Source organism: Pseudomonas sp. REP124 (assembly GCF_020164475.1).
Taxonomy (GTDB): Bacteria; Pseudomonadota; Gammaproteobacteria; order Pseudomonadales; family Pseudomonadaceae; genus Aquipseudomonas.
The window spans coordinates 1-17,592 of the sequence record NZ_JAIQWX010000052.1 but is presented as its reverse complement, the minus strand read 5'-3'; the positions used below and the strand labels follow the sequence as shown (position 1 = coordinate 17,592).

General features: G+C 52.1%; 13 protein-coding genes. 2 read left to right on the top strand and 11 right to left on the bottom strand.

The window, feature by feature from the left end:
* Window positions 1-119: 119 nt before the first annotated feature.
* The 3 genes from K9857_RS14685 to K9857_RS14675 form a co-directional block, all read right to left on the bottom strand.
* Window positions 120-989, bottom strand: a complete 870-nt coding sequence (locus K9857_RS14685) for an HNH endonuclease (RefSeq protein ID WP_224536927.1) — start codon at window positions 987-989, stop codon at window positions 120-122.
* Window positions 986-2,572: an AAA family ATPase gene (locus tag K9857_RS14680; protein WP_224536925.1), complete on the bottom strand. Its 1,587-nt coding sequence runs from the start codon at window positions 2,570-2,572 to the stop codon at window positions 986-988. The genes K9857_RS14685 and K9857_RS14680 overlap by 4 nt, the downstream gene beginning before the upstream one ends.
* A gap of 63 nt (window positions 2,573-2,635) precedes the next feature.
* On the bottom strand, window positions 2,636-3,811 hold the full coding sequence (locus K9857_RS14675) for a restriction endonuclease (protein WP_224536922.1): 1,176 nt from the start codon (window positions 3,809-3,811) through the stop codon (window positions 2,636-2,638).
* Between the two features lie 1,374 nt (window positions 3,812-5,185).
* On the opposite strand from K9857_RS14675, the gene K9857_RS14670 reads away from it, so the two are divergent.
* Entirely contained in the window at window positions 5,186-6,484 is a 1,299-nt protein-coding gene (locus tag K9857_RS14670; protein ID WP_224536921.1) for an SIR2 family NAD-dependent protein deacylase, read from the top strand.
* A gap of 322 nt (window positions 6,485-6,806) precedes the next feature.
* Window positions 6,807-7,484, top strand: a complete 678-nt coding sequence (locus tag K9857_RS14665) for a hypothetical protein (RefSeq protein WP_224536919.1) — start codon at window positions 6,807-6,809, stop codon at window positions 7,482-7,484.
* 384 nt (window positions 7,485-7,868) lie between these two features.
* Here the strand turns inward: K9857_RS14665 and K9857_RS14660 are convergent, their stop codons facing one another.
* The 8 genes from K9857_RS14660 to K9857_RS14625 all read right to left on the bottom strand — a co-directional run.
* A complete protein-coding gene (locus K9857_RS14660) occupies window positions 7,869-9,089 on the bottom strand; it encodes a UvrD-helicase domain-containing protein (protein WP_369811427.1) in 1,221 nt (406 codons plus the stop codon).
* Window positions 9,090-9,243: 154 nt separating this feature from the next.
* A complete protein-coding gene (locus K9857_RS14655) occupies window positions 9,244-10,962 on the bottom strand; it encodes an ATP-dependent nuclease (protein WP_224536916.1) in 1,719 nt (572 codons plus the stop codon).
* 207 nt (window positions 10,963-11,169) lie between these two features.
* On the bottom strand, window positions 11,170-11,991 hold the full coding sequence (locus tag K9857_RS14650; protein ID WP_224536915.1) for a hypothetical protein: 822 nt from the start codon (window positions 11,989-11,991) through the stop codon (window positions 11,170-11,172).
* Window positions 11,992-12,469: 478 nt separating this feature from the next.
* The gene (locus K9857_RS14645) at window positions 12,470-13,567 is read right to left on the bottom strand and encodes an ImmA/IrrE family metallo-endopeptidase (protein WP_156310234.1); all 1,098 of its coding nucleotides are present in this window, start codon (window positions 13,565-13,567) and stop codon (window positions 12,470-12,472) included.
* Entirely contained in the window at window positions 13,557-14,177 is a 621-nt protein-coding gene (locus K9857_RS14640; RefSeq protein ID WP_224536913.1) for a hypothetical protein, read from the bottom strand. Before K9857_RS14640 ends, K9857_RS14645 begins: the two co-directional genes overlap by 11 nt.
* A 223-nt stretch (window positions 14,178-14,400) precedes the next feature.
* The gene (locus K9857_RS14635) at window positions 14,401-16,371 is read right to left on the bottom strand and encodes a hypothetical protein (protein WP_224536911.1); all 1,971 of its coding nucleotides are present in this window, start codon (window positions 16,369-16,371) and stop codon (window positions 14,401-14,403) included.
* Window positions 16,372-16,463: 92 nt separating this feature from the next.
* Window positions 16,464-16,835, bottom strand: coding sequence for a hypothetical protein (locus K9857_RS14630; protein ID WP_224536909.1), 372 nt, complete (start codon window positions 16,833-16,835; stop codon window positions 16,464-16,466).
* Between the two features lie 160 nt (window positions 16,836-16,995).
* A partial coding sequence (locus K9857_RS14625; protein WP_224536907.1) for a hypothetical protein occupies window positions 16,996-17,592 on the bottom strand: 597 nt, incomplete at its 5' end.

The following is a 17,592-nucleotide window of genomic DNA, read 5'->3' as shown; positions in this document are numbered from 1 at the left end:
ACCGCCTCGGCGCCGCCAGCCGGCTACGCCACTCCAGCCCTGTTCGCAGCTCCATTCATTTGCGTTCCAAGGTCGCCCCCCATCCAATACACCTCCAGTCTCGTGGATCTGCCTCCATATCAGTCGAAATCTCTAAAGCCTCCGTCACAGTACCAATCGCTACCGGCGAGGGCTTGAAACATTGCAGTTTCCCACGAGTTGGCATGCTGGCGACGCTTCCCCTGCGCAGATACCGTTAAGAGATCACGGACGCCATCTACGCCATCACTTTCCCATAGGATGCTCAAAATTTCCCGGAGGCTCGCTAACTCGTTGCTGGATTCCACCGAAAATCTCACGTCCAATCCGTAGCTTTCAAAATGAGTGATAACTCGTTGCTTATCTACTGCAGGCCAGTCATGAGGTGGGATGGCTTTAAACTCCAATACTGGAGGCGTTGTAGGCGAGAGATCCGCAAACAACCATTGCTCACGCTCAAGCTCTTCACGATCAAAGTACGGATGCAGTGTTTGCTTGGATTGTTCGGTAGCAATAGATGCTTGTTTGCCATGATTACAATCTTTGCACGCAGGCACTAGGTTGAGAGGGGTTACCGAAAGCAGAGGGAATTTTGCCTTCGGAAGGTAATGATCCAAGGTGCTTGCCACACCCAGGCCGCAGAAAGGACATCGTCTTCTTGGCGCCGTCGCCATGATCAAATCGTAGACATTTCTTGCAGGTTTCGACTGAGGAGCCATGTGATCTGAGTACGTACTCTTCAGCTCTTTTTTTGTTACTTGTCCAATTACTATGTCTTCATCTTTAACATTGCAAGCTGCTATAGTGTATAAACTTTGTGAATGACCTTGTATGGAGTACTCAATAGCAGCGTTGGTGATGTCAGGTAGTAATGACATTAGCCTGGCGCGTAGATCCATGTTCGATACGCTGTTCACGCAGGTGACAAATAGATCTTCTGCATTGACCGTGGGGGGAGAGATACGTCTCAAATCTGTTCTCCCTTTGCTTTATCCCTGGCGGTTGTCATTGCTCTGAGAAGAGCTCGACCCTCAAGACCTATCTCGCCCCCGTACTCCGCATCAATCTCCTCATAACTTTTTCCACCCTGTACCGATTTTTCCAATAAGTCGTGGAATCCTGACTTAGAGACCTCTAGTCCGAAGACATGGCGCGTCAGCGTCCCTACGTTCTCGGCGAAGGTTTCAATGTCAGGTCTGTCTACCGTTGCAACCAGCCTGCTTCGATTTATGATTGATACACAGGATTTGGGCACTTCTTGGAGTACCACGGGCGAGTGTGTGGCAATTATCGCAACTGCGTTTCGGTTGGTGAGTAGGTCAGACAATGCTCGGGTAAAGGCAGACAGAAGTGGCGGATGGAGGTGGCTTTCAGGCTCGTCGATCAATACCAGAGTTTTTTCCTCAACCGTTTCAATCAGTTGAGTGATTGTGAGCAGTACAATCGCGTGCCCGGAACTCATTCTGTTTAGGAATCTAGAGCTGGTTTCAATGAAACTGGTTTTTTGTTCTGATGGGTCTTTTTCATAATGATCTATCAACTGCGAGAGATTCATTTCTTCAAAATTATGATCTGACTCTAATTTTTTTATCGCAGTTATCCATCGTTCTTTTTTTGCCTGCAGTGAAAGGCATGAGCTCAGGCTGAGGGCTAAATCTTTGCATAGTTTCGGCTTGTCTTTAAGCCCCCAAGCTGGTCGTTCCTCTTCTTCTATACGAGACTTCAATCCGATGTATTTATAGCGCATTCCGGCAGATGAATCGGATTGATCAGGTGGTGGCTCGAAAGGGTCAAACGCGCTAAAAGATACAGAAACTATCCCCGCGAAGTATTGGTCATCTAAGCGTGCTTTTGAACTAAAAATATGGCTTTTGTAGAAATACCCCAGGTCAGGCTGTTTGTTTTCACCAGTAAACAGTGAGTCGACCATGGCGTTGAGTATTGTTGTTTTACCTATCCCATTACGCCCGATTAAAACGTGGAGGTTGGATGAGGGTTTTGAGTCAGGATTAACTATAAACTCAAGTCCGAGTTGTGAGAATGTATCGGATCCCTTTCTTTCAAAGCAAAAATGGTATTCAGTAAGCGGCGCTTCGCCCTTAATGATTTTAGCGTACTGATTGTCTATAGTCGTCCGATTCGTAACGCGAAGTAATGAGGTGCCAAACACTCTCTCTTTCTCAGCTATCTCTCGTTTTACAGAGTCATAAGCAACGTCACCCAGGGCCGTGAGAATTTCTAAGGCGAGCGGGCCGGGGCAGAGGTTTACCAGTTTTTTATAATAATCTGCATCTTGTCCAAGGCTGAAAAAATTGGATTCTAAATGCGTAAATTCCTGAGGTATAGCTTCTTCAGTCCACCCCTCCGTCTGGCCCCGAAAGCCAATTTTTAGATCGCCTATCTTCAGTTCAATTCCCTGGTCGTTGTATAAGATCAAACTGAAGGTGCTCTTGAATCCAAAGTCGTCCCAGTTGTCAGACCGAAGAAGTCCTACGTTGCGGGTTGGGCCGCTATACCCTGAGCGATATTTAATGTTATGAAAGTTCATGGCCATCTAAATTCTTCTGTGTTTAAAGGTTCGATAAGCGAATAAGGCGTTCGCGCAGTCAGGTTTAACCTACTCTGACTGCTCCACCTCCGACTCGGCTTGGAATACCTCAATCAGCTTCTGGTTGTAGTCGTCCAGATAGCTCTGCAGTCCTTCCCGATCAATGAGCCTAACGCCGGCTGTGGTAGCCAGTTCTTTGGCGGATTTGGTGTAGTACGAATTGGTGACGACCATGGCTTCATCGCAGCCATAGAACGCCTTTGCCGAGATCGCCTGCTGGACAGCAGCATTGCCCACCGAGCCCGTGTAGTTCTTGGCCTGGATGACCATTTTCTTGCCGAATCGGCTTACGAAAAGGTCAGCACCTTGGTCGGCGGTCTTCTTGGTCTCTTTCACGTCAAAGCCAATGGTTTGGAAGATCTCAACCAAGAACGCCTCGAACTGAAATCCGTCCATCGCATCCACGAGGTACATGGTGATAAACCGGTTCGGATTGAAGTGCTCAAGCTGGCTCCCGAGACGTTCAACCAATATGTCGAAGTAGATGGCCTCGCACAGGCTGAGCCCACTACGGAATGCTTGCAACGTCATCAGCGCTGTGGCTGCCGACGCATTTGTTTGGGCGTTGAATTGCACACCCGGATAGGAAACGTCGTTCTCCCAGAGGTAGTAGTAGAAGAGAGCCAGGTCAGAGCGGAATGTCGTTCCTGCCTCGTCGATCCACGACCGGAGGGTTTCATTGAGGTCAGCCCTGATGTGTCGGCTGAGCTCCCTTGAGAAGCCCGCATAGGTTGAGCTGAATGCGGTAGTCAGCAGCAGCTTATCAAGCAGCGACGGCAAGCCCTCAAGCTCATCGAAGCCCTTCCTGATCAGTACTTCTCTGAATAGCTCACGCTCCGTGTATGCTCCATCCATCCTAGGGCCAGGCACGCCGACATCAGTAGCTCCAGACGTAGTTTCTCTGGTGGTGTGAATGAAGTTCGTGAAGTAGGGCTGCTTGAGCTGCGCGTACTTTCTCAACACGTTGTTGAGCAGGTCATTCAGCTGTGCCTGCTCTTTTTTCTTGCCCAGAAAATCCATGATGAGCCCTTTAGACTGGTACTGGAAATCCGGGTAGAAGGACGGGTCGAGAGGCGTTAGATGCTGTGCACGTAGCTCTGCTGTCGGGGGAATCTGAGAGCTGTTGCACCACGGGCATGCGGTTTCAAACGTGGTTCTGTTGCATCCGTTGCATTGATAAATCATGGGAGTCCGTTCTATGCAGAATGAGATATGACAACGAAGGGAAGGGCTGCATTCATGCGCTATCGCCAGCCCGTGAACTGCCCAATGCCTACGTCGCGCGATGCAGAACGATAGCTCAGTGCCATGTCGGCGTCCACGCTGTCTCAGCCTTGCAATTACTCATCGAGAAAGCCCTTCTCGACATGTCTTTCGCGGTGCATCTCACGAAGCGCTAAAGCCAGTTTGTACGAGTCCAGTTGATCACTCCCATCGTCGTGCGGGTAGTCTTCCGGACGCATCTCCCTGAGCTGCATGAGCTCATCCCGGTTGGCTTGCGCGCGGCGGATTCATCTAGCTTCGACAGTCTCAGCGAGCTCCCTGAAGCCATCCGACGCTTGACCATTTTCCCAGAACCACTGCTCCAAATCCTGCTACATCTTAAAGTGTCGGATGTCGAATGCCCCTCGCTGGTTATCGATGTCGACGAGTACCTAGAAGCATCGTATTGATGGAGGATGAACTGTTGGAGCAGATGGGCGGTGCCGTACTTGCCTGCGAGTAGGGTCTCGCGCTAGGTAACGTACGGTGACTCGGTCATTCCATCGGTCTGTTTGAAGCCAAAGACCTTAGTCTAGCTAGACGTTGTAGGTGTTGATCCAGCGTTGTAGTCAAAGCAGATCTTCACTGGGCTTACATAAGGCCAGATGCAAAGCAAGCTGCAGGGGGGGCGATCCATTGCCTTTACTCACCATATTTATGGATGTTAGGTCGAGGTCGTGGATGCATGGGAGGCTTGCCGGCTAACGCGGCGGGGGCACAGAAAGGCGAATTATCAAAGGTGCAAAAAAGGCTTCGAGGACAGGGAGTACGAGGCTGTGAGGTGTTTGTGAGATGGAGCGGGTAGAGGGAAGAACCCGTGGCCAGAAATCACGAAAAGCGTGTAGCCTTGTTGCTCACCATTCTCCCCGAACCCAACAGCTACTGGCAATTCCCGCAGAAATCTCGCGGTGCACCATGGTGCACGACCCACTCGGCGCTTTGCCCTTGCTGAACTCGGCCCGGTGCTGATCCCTCCAGTCAGCAGCCCGCTGGTCGGCGTACGGGTTCGGATGCCAAATCTTGTATCGGCATCCCTGTAACCCTCCGAACTCCCAGAAAGTCGTATCCGACTGTCGTCGCTCACTGTAAAGCCGTCCACATGGTAGATCACGCTAGGTCAGTTGCGGTCGTAAACCGCGCGCAGCCCGGCATCTTCTCGTATGAGTGGCACAATGCTAGCATCAGGGGGCGCATTTCTAGGGTGATGTACGCGTCCGGCATTTTCAGGATTTCGGGGTCATTCACTCTTCAAGGGACTTTCAGAGCGAGGGAAAGGGTTTGAGTTTGGACAGCAGCATGTTTGAGATCGCCTATGCCGCCGCTACACAGCGCCTGTGCTTATTCACCGGAACAGGATTCTCTAAGGCGATATCAGATCAAGAAGCGCCGGGATGGCAGGACTTGCTGGAGCAGGTATGCGATGGCCTACCTGATAGTGCTGACCTGAAAGCCACGTTGTTCCCCGCCATGGGTGATAAGCCTCTGAGCCTTGAAGAAGCAGCTCAAGTGATTGAGCTGAGGCTGAGCCGGCATGGCAAAAATATCAACACCGAAATTAAGAGCATCATCGAATCTCTCTGCATCAAGGGCGATGTCGATGAGATAAAGGAATTCTATAAAAAATATGCGTTTCGGGTAGTTACAACGAATTACGATAAGCTTTCTGAATCGTTGGCTGGGAACGACAGGGTTCAAAGCATCGCCCCTGGTAGGCCAATTCCTCGCTCCTCTGCAGCAATAAAAGTTTACCATGTTCACGGATCGATTGATTCTCCGGAAAACATGGTGGTGACGTCCGATGACTATTTTCGTTTCATGGGTAGTGACTCATATTTCTCAAGAAAATTGAGTACTATCTTGCACGAGAACACTGTTGTGATTATTGGCTATTCGCTGGGTGACACCAATCTCAAGCGAATAATCAATGACTATAAGGCTTTCGCAAATAACCATGTTATAGGATCTAATCTATTCTTCGTATCACGAAGAAAGGTTGATCAGATTGTCAAGGATTTCTATTTTCATAGCTTCGGCATCCGGGTCGTTGATGATCTGGGGGTGAAGGAGTTTTTCACCCAACTTAATCGCAGTGCCGAGGAGGCCTCGGCTATTGCTGAGCAATCTTTAAAGTCGATATCGAATGTCGTCGAAGGTGGAAGACGCTTTACCGACACCTATATAAAACTGGAGGATTCTTTCTTCCGTGTTATCGCTTCGTTGCCGGCGAAGGGGTTTAGCCTGAAAGAACCACGTGTGGTGGAAGTCATTGGTGATTTCTTGGAGCGGAAGCGAGAATTCACTTTGGAAGCAGGTGCATGGGAGCAGTATGATCACCTTGCAAGTTGGCTTATTCACTTAGGCAGTGTTTTCGACGTAGGGAATAGCTCAATCAGTGACATCTACTTGGAGGCAGTGAGGCGTTCGATGAAGACTATGAGCAAGGAGAAGAAGCTTGGCTACTCCTGGCAAGCCTACAAACTATGGCTTAGCGGCTGGGCCTCCATTAGCGCGGCTAACCGAGCAATGATCCGAGAGTTCATCACCAGGGAAGCAGTTGGGACTGAAGGTCAGTTGATCGTGGATTCCATCGACTGAGCTGCATAGACCGGGTCATGAGATGGGGATCGTCTGGATGAGGCGATTCCCGTTGGCTTTGTCTGGATTCAGATATCTGTGGTTAGACTACCTCGAAGGTTTCATGAGGTTCTAGGTAAGATCCAGCGTGCACGTGAGGCCATGGCTCGTGAAGGCAAATAGCACATTCGTCGAGAGTAAAAACCTGTGTAGAAAAAGGGAATGGATATTCTTCCCTAGATGGCGGATGAGCCGCAACCTGCCGAATTTCAAATTTACACGCTAAGATTAGAAGCGTAAGAGCGAAATTGTCATCAGATATAGGAAGTCGGATAAGATAGAAATGAAGCTATTAGAATTCTTGAAAAGTGCGTCGCCAGAAGCAAATCGACTGGTGATTTATGCGTCTATCGCCCTAGTGATAAAACAGTTCTTGAATATTATACCGGCACCCTTGTCTGGTATGTATCAGTTTGGGTTGATTGTCGAAGCGATTTTAGCTTCTGTCATTGCTAGCTATTTATTTTACTTGCTTGCAGTTCATGCAAAAGAGATTTCGGATCGAAGCGTAATTCAGCCATACCTGGATGATCATTTTAAAGGAATAGTTAGAGAGTGCGAAAGTACTTTAAATAGCATGTCGCAAAAAACAGGCTTGACGCTAAATTTTGCTACATTGGAACTAGAAGAAATTCGTGCCGCTTTCAGTGTGATCCATAGTTTAGATCAAGCTCCAATAATTTTCGGGGAGCGTAAAGGCACATGGACTCAATATCTTAATCATTATATGGAGCGGACTTCTAATCATACAAAAAGGCTGCTTGTGCAACTACCCCATCTAAGGCCAGATGAAATTAAAGATGTAGTTAGTATTGATGAGTGCAAATATTTTTGGCTGCTAAGCTCAATAATCAATATGGACAAAATTCCGAAGTATAAATTAAATCAAAGTCTAGACTTTTTCTCGGAAGAATTCTTTAACTACTGTCAGTGCTGTAAGAATATATCCAAGAGGGTTTAATTTATCTCTATTTTAGGTGGTTTTTATAAATTGGTATTTATCTCATAAATCAATATGCAGTTTTTAGTAACGCATCATATTTAGGCAGGACGCGTGGTGGTAATAAGGGTGTCTAAGGGTAAAATGCAATATGTTCAGCCCCAAATTGTCATGATGCATTCTTGACGCCCAAGGAGGGGTGTGCGTTCTAGAGGCGCATCCTTGATTTAGCTCGCACGACGCCACGAATTTAAGCCGAACTCCAAGCGAAGAAGGGGTCAATTCGAAAGCCTCCCCCCCTACCGAGTGAATCGGAATACTGTCGCCAAGGTGGCGATCACGAACCACTGCGCAGGACGCCCAGGTGGAGCATGCCACCCCGCGCAGCGCTAATAATTTGATCCACTAAAGGTTCGGCAGAGGGAACTCCAGAATTGGAGTTTTACTAGATATCGTGAGTGTGTGCCTGGCTCTGGAAATGGCGACATAGAAGGACTTGGCGGCTGCAGATTTTTGCCTTGTGTAGTGGATCGCGTCGGGAATCAATACGTGGTCGAACTCCAGCCCTTTGAGGAGCAGCGGAGTTGAAATTGTCCTGGCCACCGGTGCTCTTCCTGTCCTGATTAGGCGCTGCCTTACTGCTTCCGACGCAGCGACAAGGCTCTGATGCCTGCCATCCATGATTTCACTTAATGCTCGCCTGGTATCACCGATGAGCTCCCCTCGGAATGTTCTCGATAGGGGGTGGCTCCTTTCCAGCTTCAACACCTCCAGAGCACTTTCAACTGACCCATTAATCGACAGTACCGCCCAGGCTGCGGATATTTCGATATCGAGAATGGCGTCGGATGGATGACCTGGCGCTGCCGGAGCGCGAGTGATCGCATCATCAATCAGTGACCTCAACCCATCGGCGCGTGCTTGTGGCGCGGACACTGACATATCCCAGATCTCTGCAAAATCCATCAAACGCTTCGCCGCTATTTCTTCAATGGATTGAAAAGCACCTCTGGTGCTCTTGGCTAAGTCATTGCAGGTGTTTCTCCAGCAATTTATCGCTGCAGTCGAACCGGTTCTGGAGTTGAACTCATCAAAGAACAATGACATATCAAATGCGTTGTTGCTCTGGATGTAGTTAATGGGCCCCTCTCGCAGATCGATTGGCTCCCCTGTCATCAGCTTTTGCCGAGTTTCCGCAATCCACTTACCTAGCGCGGTATTTGCTGTGGCCCAGCGGTGGGGTATTTGAAGTTCATAAGCGTGGGTGAAGTAACTTGCGACAGAGTCGCTCCAGCCGATTTTGGTTTCGACGAATTCAAAGATTCCCTGCATGGGATCCCCGAAAATAACGGTCGGAACGATGCAGGATAGCCAGCCAGCAATCCAATGCTGGTACTGCTCGCAGTCTTGATATTCGTCTATCAGCACGCGGTCGTAGGAGGCCTTGATGACCTCCTGGACGACAGGGCTTTGCAGGATTGAAGCCGCACCAAGGTATACGTCATCCCAATTGGGCTTGTTGGGGTGAAGTGCAAGCCTTCCTGAGCGACCGGGGAACGCCTGGACATACTGGCGAGCCCACGATGCGATGGTATCTACGACGACCTTGTCGTTGGGCACGTGCATTCGCTGGAGGCGAGCCCGGATTGCGTGAACCCCTGCATGTGTGTGAGTCAGTACCAAGGTTCGCCGCCCTAGTGCGGCCACCTTGGCGATCAGCTCCGTTTTCCCATGGCCTGCTGGAGCCACGACGGCCCGACGGCTGAGCGTGAGAATGGACTCAGGCGTTACCATAAAGCCAGCTCTCTACGGTGCGGAGGCATATGCCTATGGGCGACACATGTGGGTTGTCGATAATTTGCATCACTAGAGCGGATATAGCGCGACCGCGCTCAGCATTTTTGAACCAGCTTTTTTCGGCGGCTAGATCGCTTAGGCGTAGCCGGAGGTCTGGGCTGGAACCAACCAGATCCCAATCACAGAAACAGGCATCGACATCAAGGCCTTTGAAGGTCTTTTCTAAGTGATCCACTAACGTGGGCTCACTGATGAAGCCAACCACCAGGTCGAGCAGGCCGTCAATTTGGGCATCAGTGGCTGATTGGAACACCGCCCGCTCCGTGTTCAGACCACCCCCATACTCGATGACGCGCACGCGTTGAGCTTGTAGTTTGGCAGCAAAGTGGGCGTCCAGTTTTCGATCTGAATCTCTGAACAGACCCACTTCGTATCCGAGCGCCCGGAGCGCCAGCGCCAGGGGGGGGGCCGCTGATCCGCCGCCATCAACAATGGCCGCGCCGAGTTGCTCGATCGGAACACCATCGTGCCTGTCGGGGTAGCGCTCCCTCAATCCAAGCATCATTCCCAGTTCTGTTGCACCTTCACAGAGCAAAATTTTTCGGGCGAATAGAGCCCGTGGAGCCCCCTTCAAAACTCGGGAAACATCTCCGCTTGCCTGGGCATGTTTGATGTCTGCAACTGCTTCGGGCGAGCGGGAAACGATGAACAGGGAAGGTGGAGGCAGCTCAGCCAGGACGACATCGGAATGAGTGGTCATGAGAATTTGGCCTTTAGCCAGATGCGCTTTCTCTGCCTCCTGTTGCCATTTTTTGAGCTGCGCCATTGCGCCAAGGACGCGGTGTGGCTCTAGGCCTTGCTCCAACTCATCAACGAGCACAATGGCGCCTTCGCTGATGGCTGAACGTTGAACAGCCAATGTCGCCAAACGCCTGGTTCCAAGGCCTGCCAATCGCAATGGTACCGAGCCGTCATGCAACGCGATCGAGCTGGAATTGAATCCACCTCGCCCAAGCTCAAGGTCGGGGCAGTAGGCTTGGTTGATGTAGGCGCCGAGTGAGCGGGCAGCCGTTTCGGCAGAGGCGGCAGCTTGGGCTAACTCTGGGATGGAGCCCAGGTTGGCACTTTGACGGGCAGAACGATAAGCATGAGCCAACATCTGCGCGGTCTCATCGTTGGCCTCAGTCATCTTGGAGAGCACTGAGCCTTGGGCCCAGGTCAGATGGCGTGCCTCGTCACCGGCCAGCCGGACAAGGCAGAACATGGCCCTGTCCCTGTTCGAAAGGATTCTTGGAGCTGGATAGCGATCGCAGACCAAAGACCAAACGGGTTCCATGGTCGCATCGACCGAAAGTCTTACTGTCAGGGCTGGGGTGTCGGCGTCCTCGGGTTCATCGTTGAGCTCGCCCGAAGGGGAGAGGCCACGAAGATACAGGCCGAAGCGACCATCTGAGAGCAGGGCGCGGGACAATTCGCCGATAGTGACTTCCACTTCGATGTCTTCAGCGGTGTTCGCGTGGTGGAAGTCGGCCTCGTTGAAGGTCATCCACCGTGGGGATAATGCCGCCTCTACCGCGTCCAGCACGGTCGTTTTCGCGCTGTCACCGACGCCGATCAGGCAACAAATGGATTGTCCCATCAGCTTCCATTCGAGATGCTTGATGCCCCTGAAATTCTTTACAGTCAACTGCTCAACGCGCATCCATCACCCGAGAAGTGGCCAATTGCGATCAAGGGTAGCTGAGCTCAAACATAATTCAATGTTTAGCTTGTTACTTTTTCAGATTCGTGTCGGCGCGTTGAAGAACGTTTGGGTTTGAAGGGTCAGGAAAGAGGTACCTGCAGCGCTACCCGAAATATTTTATTTATGTGTCGGGTAGCTATTTTGCATTTTCAAACTGAGATGGTTTCAGCCGAACTGGTGAAGAAGTGTGGTTATCTCTTTCTCTTTTCTTTTGCGCTTCGCATCTTCAATTTTCTGATCTAAGATAAGTTCTATTGCTGTTCTAAGGATCGGGAACTGCTTCATGCATTCCTCTTCAGAGCCTGAATGAATTCCAAGGCTGAGCACGCTATATATCTTTTTATTGTTTACTAGATACTCTGGTAGGTAATCTGATAACGCTTTAATTTTTTCTCCAACCGACGCTCTGCTAAAATCTACACTGTTTGTCTTCTTCCAGGTCTCGGACTGCTGGGCTTCCAAATGTGCTTTTTCCAGCAAATATTCAAGTAGTCGCCTTAAGTAAATCAAGCTTCCGGCGCCCACACCATGTGTGAAAAGCCCGATCGCTTTAACCAGCTCGCGGCATCGATCTTCCCCTAAGATTTTTCGGTAGCGCTTAACACTTGGAGCTGCTACGTCATAAGTGGATGGATATTGACCGATTTTTTGTACGCCTTGATTTTCATCAAATTGAAAGCTGTAGCTTATCGCGTGATTGTTGTCGCGACTGCATTTGAATCTGAATTCGATGAATGGAAAATACTCCCACCATGAGTCTAAGGTTGTGCGGCCTTGATTGTAGCCGTTGTCCTGGCGTTTGAAGGTGCTGTCTTTTGAACAATAAGGACAAAATGAGTCGATGACTGCGTCCCGTTGTGTGAATATTAAGAAGTCGTTGAAGTTTTCCTCGGTAACTTTGTAGAAGGCGTACAGCGGAAGGTCAACGCAGAAGCTTTGGAGTGACGGAAAGGAGGGGGCAGGCGGCGCCGTTTGAATATCAGTCATTCGCATTCCTCAAATACACAGTCCATCTTGAAGATGGGAGTTTGATTTTTTGGTGGTAAGTGAGGGCTGAACGACCTCAGAGTAGATTAGAGGCCAAGACAGGGCCGAAAACAACTAGGCAACGAGGCAGATTTACAGGCGTGAGTCCGCCTTGGACGAAAGGGGGGCAAGCAGGCTAGGCAACACTACCCCCGTGGCATGCCACAGTACAGAGCGGCATGGGTGCGGCTCGCCGCGCTCATGGATACGAGCAGGTCAACTGGATGTGTAGTAGCTTCCTGCAGCGAGCTCAACGAGAGTGACATTGCTAGAGTGCGATGTAGACGATGGTGCGCGGGGTCGTTGCTTGTTTCATCGGATTGGCGTCGAAGACTTCCTGAGTAACCTCGGCATGCAGGGCCTCAATGATTGGAGGGGCTCGCAAGATCCGGATACAGCGAGTTCCCTCTCGCTCTATACCCGGTTCATAATTGATCCTTCAGACCAGCCTCAAAGGTGGCTCAGGCGGTGTGAGCATGAAGCGGCTTTCAACCATCTCACGGGTAAGCCCACAGGCCTTGAGAGCCTTTCTCCAGCTAGCGTGATCCAGCAAATCCAGTGCGCGCTGCACCAGTCGAGGTGATTCCATCTCGATCTGATCATCGAGATCTTCCCGCCGTGTGAAGCCCTTGCGATTCAGATAGGTGAAGCCTGACTTGGCCTGTTCTTGGCTGATGAGATCCAGGGCCTGAGCCCGATAGATCAGTGCCTTGAAACTAACCTTCCACCTCAGCTTGAGCTCACCCAAGGCTTGCCAGTTGAGATACCTGCCTCGCATTGCAGGGAATTCTCCTGCAAAGCTGGCCCTGGGCATCAAAAGGGCACTTGCGAATTGGTTGGCCTGATCTTCCGTGTGCCGGCAGCCCGTTTCCACACCTTGGTGCATCACCAGGTGACCGAGCTCATGGGCGATGTCGAAACGTTGTCTGCACGGGTTCTGCTTCGCGGTATTGCGAACAATCAGTGGGCGCTTGTTGTGTAGGGAAAACGCGTCGATGCGGTCATCCGCTTCAGCGATATTGACGACCAGCACTCCAATCTTCTCGACCAGTCTGGTGACGTTCGAGAGAGGCCCAAGCCCCAACGATTGCTCTCTACGAAAACGCTCTGCAATCTGTTCGATAGTATCGACGCTTGTCACTGGTTCATCGTGTGTCCGAAAGCTGATATCCGGGAACGCGACTTCTTTGTCGAGCTCATCGATCAGCAGTTCGAAAAGCTCAACCTGAGCTGCAATCGATTTCTTTACCGTCACCGTTGAGGCGCGCACGCTTCGGAAATGGCATTGCTCAAGTTCAACGGAGCTGCGTCTAGGCGCAAAGAAAAACTCCTGAGTGACGCCCAGAGCCGTGCTCAGCATTTCCAGCTGTACGGCGGAGGGAAATCCATTCACCTCCAGTTTGTGAGCATACTGCCGGGTAACCCCAAGCAGGTCACCGATGTCTGCAAGCGACCAACCGGACGCGCAGCGCGCAAGGCGCAGCTTGTCCGGAGAGAATTCGTCGCCTAATGCCAGTTGCTGTGTTCTATCGTCCATCTACGCTGCCAGGTTCGTCGGGTTTTTTCGTGTCGGCGTCTTTGTTTCTGCGAACCACCAAAGGTTCCTCGATCTCGACTTGAGCAGGGAGATCGCTTGTTCTGACCGGCACGCTGGCCTTGTATTCATGTGCCCAGTGGCAAAGGATATTTTGGTTGATATCGAAGCCCACGATCGTGGCTTTGAACTCAGCGAATTCGAGGTCGTTGTTCCCATCGACAAACAGTCTCCAGGTGGAAACCTCGGGGCTGGCCTCGAAGAGACTCAGTTGGTGCAGCTCGACCAGATTGGCCTTGAGCCGATGCAGTTTCTTAGGAGCATCAGGATCGTCGGTGACGATCTGTAGCAATACACCGTTGATGCTGATCGTGAAGTCCATGGTGCCGTTTCGCAGCTCAAGCCATGGCAGGGTCACATCGGCACCCAACGCCTTACAGAGCCCTTGGAGACGCCCGTAGAGCAGAGTCGCGCGGGTGTATGCGGTATCGTTTGGTGTAGATGCATCAGCCAGCGCCTGATACGCAACTGAGATCACTTCCTGGCAGACCAGATCCAGGTATTCGGGGAGCAACTCGGGTGCGAAATGACTTGGGTGCTGGGTTTCGTGCATCGATACGACCTCGAAAACTGTGCAAATAAGGGATACTGTCAACCGGCATTTTTGTGCAGAAATCTTGGTTTGTCAACTGGATGATCTGCAGGCTCTTCGCACTCAAAAGCGTCTCAGTCAGCGGATACCGAGCCAAAGCGTTTATTGATCGGTCGTGTCTATGCGAGCTCTGTGAGCAGCCGACACAACGCATGGTTGGAGTAATGCTCAGCAGTTCCTGACATCACTCAACCAGCGGCACAATCCGCTGCAAAGTCCCAGGACTCGGAAGCCTCGGAGAGCCCTCAATCTCATACACGCAGTGCTCAATCACTCGAACTCCTTGCGCCTGCAGGTTCCTGACGAAGGCAGCCCCCGACCTTTCCCCACCAGCACCGCCTTGAGCGGAGGTGAACACCAGTACCGGAGGGAGCTCGACCCCCAGTCCTTCGTTCGGGCTCAGTGCAAATCCTGCATCCCATGAGTAACCCGCGAACTCGTCCGCTTTGATCATCCGATACGTCTGTGACTGAGCCACAAAAAGCTCATTCGACCTGACGTTCACAATGCGAATCAGGGCGTCATCCTTACGTCGAAGACCACGTGGAGAGAGCCGAATGAGATCGCCCTTTTTAGGCACTTTCGTAACTGCTGGAACTGAGCTGTACCGCCGGTTCAGCAGGTGGGCAATCTCAGGGCAATCACAGATCACCGCGATGCGCTGAACGTCCTCTGCATCGATCCGTACCTCGATCTCGGAGAGTTTCCGAAGGCATTGCTGGATTGGCAAAGCACCTTGCTGGCGAATGCGGACATCCACGGTGGCGAAGTAGCGAGACATCTGGTCAACAGCTGCATTGGCCGGCAGAGTGGCATCGACCAGCGCAACCAAATTCACCACATTCTCCAGCTCTGCCAGCAGCTGAAAAATCTCGAACAAGGGCAACTGATTGAACTGATGTACGACGATTGCTTGGGCATGCGCGCCATCTGTAATTTCGTAGAACGGGACAGGGGCATGACCTAACTCATTTTCATAGGCCGCGCACCTGGCCTTCGCGATCGTCACCGAGGTCGGAACGGTATTCGTCAAAAGCTCCGAGACCGCACAGTACTGCTGGGTGAATTCGACGGCTGCTTTGACATCGTCATATCGAACGAGCAGTACGCGTGAATTCAGTGCCAAGGTCACTTCGTCGAGCATGTCGAAAGCGAACATGTCGGGGGTGAACGCGCTCAAGCGGCTGAAGGCGTGTTCAATCTCACGCTCGCTATAGGTTGGGTGAAAGGGCGTGCAGATTCTGGTCAGATGATGGCGTACTGCGCTCTGCAGAATATGGTTCGATTTGAGCTGAACGTGGCCCTCCGTCGCCACAACCCAGCCGTGGCCCTCACACTCGCGAATCGCCTCAAGCACATCATCCGAGCCCGCGATGACGCTGCCGTTAGCATCACCACCGCCATCTACCTCAACCGCATTTACCTCAACCACGTCAGCCCCACACCCATAAACAGACGCGACCTCAACAAGGGTGTTCCCCGCCGTTGACTGGGCTTCCAGATGCCTTAGCAGTGCCCAGGCCTTCCTCAACCCAGGCGTCTGATCGAAGCCTGGATGATCCAGAACTGAGTCGTCATTGGTCTCAAGAAACGGCAGTGCCAGTGGGGGATGAATAAGGAGGAAGCAGGCGTTTAGTGGCAGACAAATCACCATCTGCTCCGCACTGGCTTGATCGAATCCCTGGATCATGAGTCCAGACACCGACTCCTGGAAGGCCTGGTACTCCTGCCATGCGAACTGCAACTGGGCCGTCTGAGCATCGCCCAGGTGCTTCCCAAGAATGAACCGACTCTCATGGTCAAGCAGCTGCCGCACACTGCGCTGTTCCAGCAAAGCAGCTTGTTCCAAAACGCTCGCGAGACCGGACGGCGGTGAGTATTGGGGGAGCGCTTTCTGTGTACTAACGAAGCCCGTCAGTGCCCTGCATTCGTCATATCCCACGCAAAGAGCGGGGTACAGGTAGGTAATGACCAGCCCCCTCCCACGCTTAGCGATGGACGCGCGATAGGTCATGCCGGGGAATATGGGTTTCGACACTAGCTCCGGATCGAGTCGCGCCTTGAAGGATGTCCCGGTGGCCAGCGATAGGAGATGGAATTGTCGCTCGCCACCCAGAGTGAGCGTGAATTTCCGGACGAAGTAGTACTTTGCCATTGGCCTGATGCACCGTTGGGTAGAAAGACAGGGAAATGAAGCTGGACGGAAGCTGCTGTAGAGCCGCGAAGCGGGGCCTGCCAAGGGCCCAGTCAGAACGTGAGGATCTTCCCTGACCGAATGATCTCTTCCCGGAAAGCCGCACGCTGCAAGCCATGCTCGGCATCTCGCAGCTGGGTTCTGAGCAGCTGGATCTCGGTTCGTAAGCTGGCCAGTGATTTGTCGTACTGCGAATGGGCTTTGGTGGAGGGTTGAGATCGCACATGCTCCAGCAGCAGCTCAGCAAGCTGGGACAGCTCTGGCCCGCCACGCCCCTCGTAGAAGACCTGCCTGGTAAGCCCCACCGTCCCGGCCAGCCATGCAAGGTTTATCTTGCCGGCCCGCATCGGCACGCTCTTACCTGACTCGATGATCTCCAGGGCTACCTGGCGCAGCCTCTTCGCCGACTCCAGTTCCGGTTTCATGGCGCGTAGCACCTCATGCGGCGAACCGCCTCCAGAACCGCCTCCAGAACCGCCACCAGAAGCACCTGCAGAAGCATCTGCACCAGAAGCACTCCCGGCTGACCTAGCCCCAGCTCCCAACCCAACTTCAGCCTCAGCATTGGAGATACGATCATTCAGTTCACGCACGGGCATTCTTCCATTCGACATAGGGGGCAATGAGTGTTGAGTCGGCTATCGGTTTCGGGATGCCGCTGACATCTGAGAGGTCGGTCAGGGTGTCGTTTATGATCCGAATGGCCCGCTTGTGATCGAGGATCCTGTCCACCAACTGGCAGGTCACTTCATACTCGCGCCGGTACTCAGCCACTCCGCTGGTCTTGGTCGCAGCGTCCTGAGATCGGGCAGCCTGCACGGGGCGTTTCGACAAATCGTCCACGATGTTGCGAAGCTTGGCGTTCTCCTCCTCCAACTGGGTGTTTCGGATCATGACCGGATGCAGTGGATCTATGTCCGTGTTGTATGGGGTGGGTGGGGGACTTCCATCGCCAAGGAGCCCTGGGTAAGCGTCGAGGCACTTCCTGTATGACTTTCCACGCTTCAAGAGCAGGCTGCGGTCGACGCCGCAGATACGAGCGACTTCATCTGCCAAATGACTGATGTTTTTGAAGGGCTCAGCCTGTTGTTGAAGCACCTGCAATGCGGCATGGATTCGAGCAATCGTTGCCTTGAGTTGTGCTTCACCTCGTCGCTCTTTAGGTGTTCGAGCAGTCGGAGC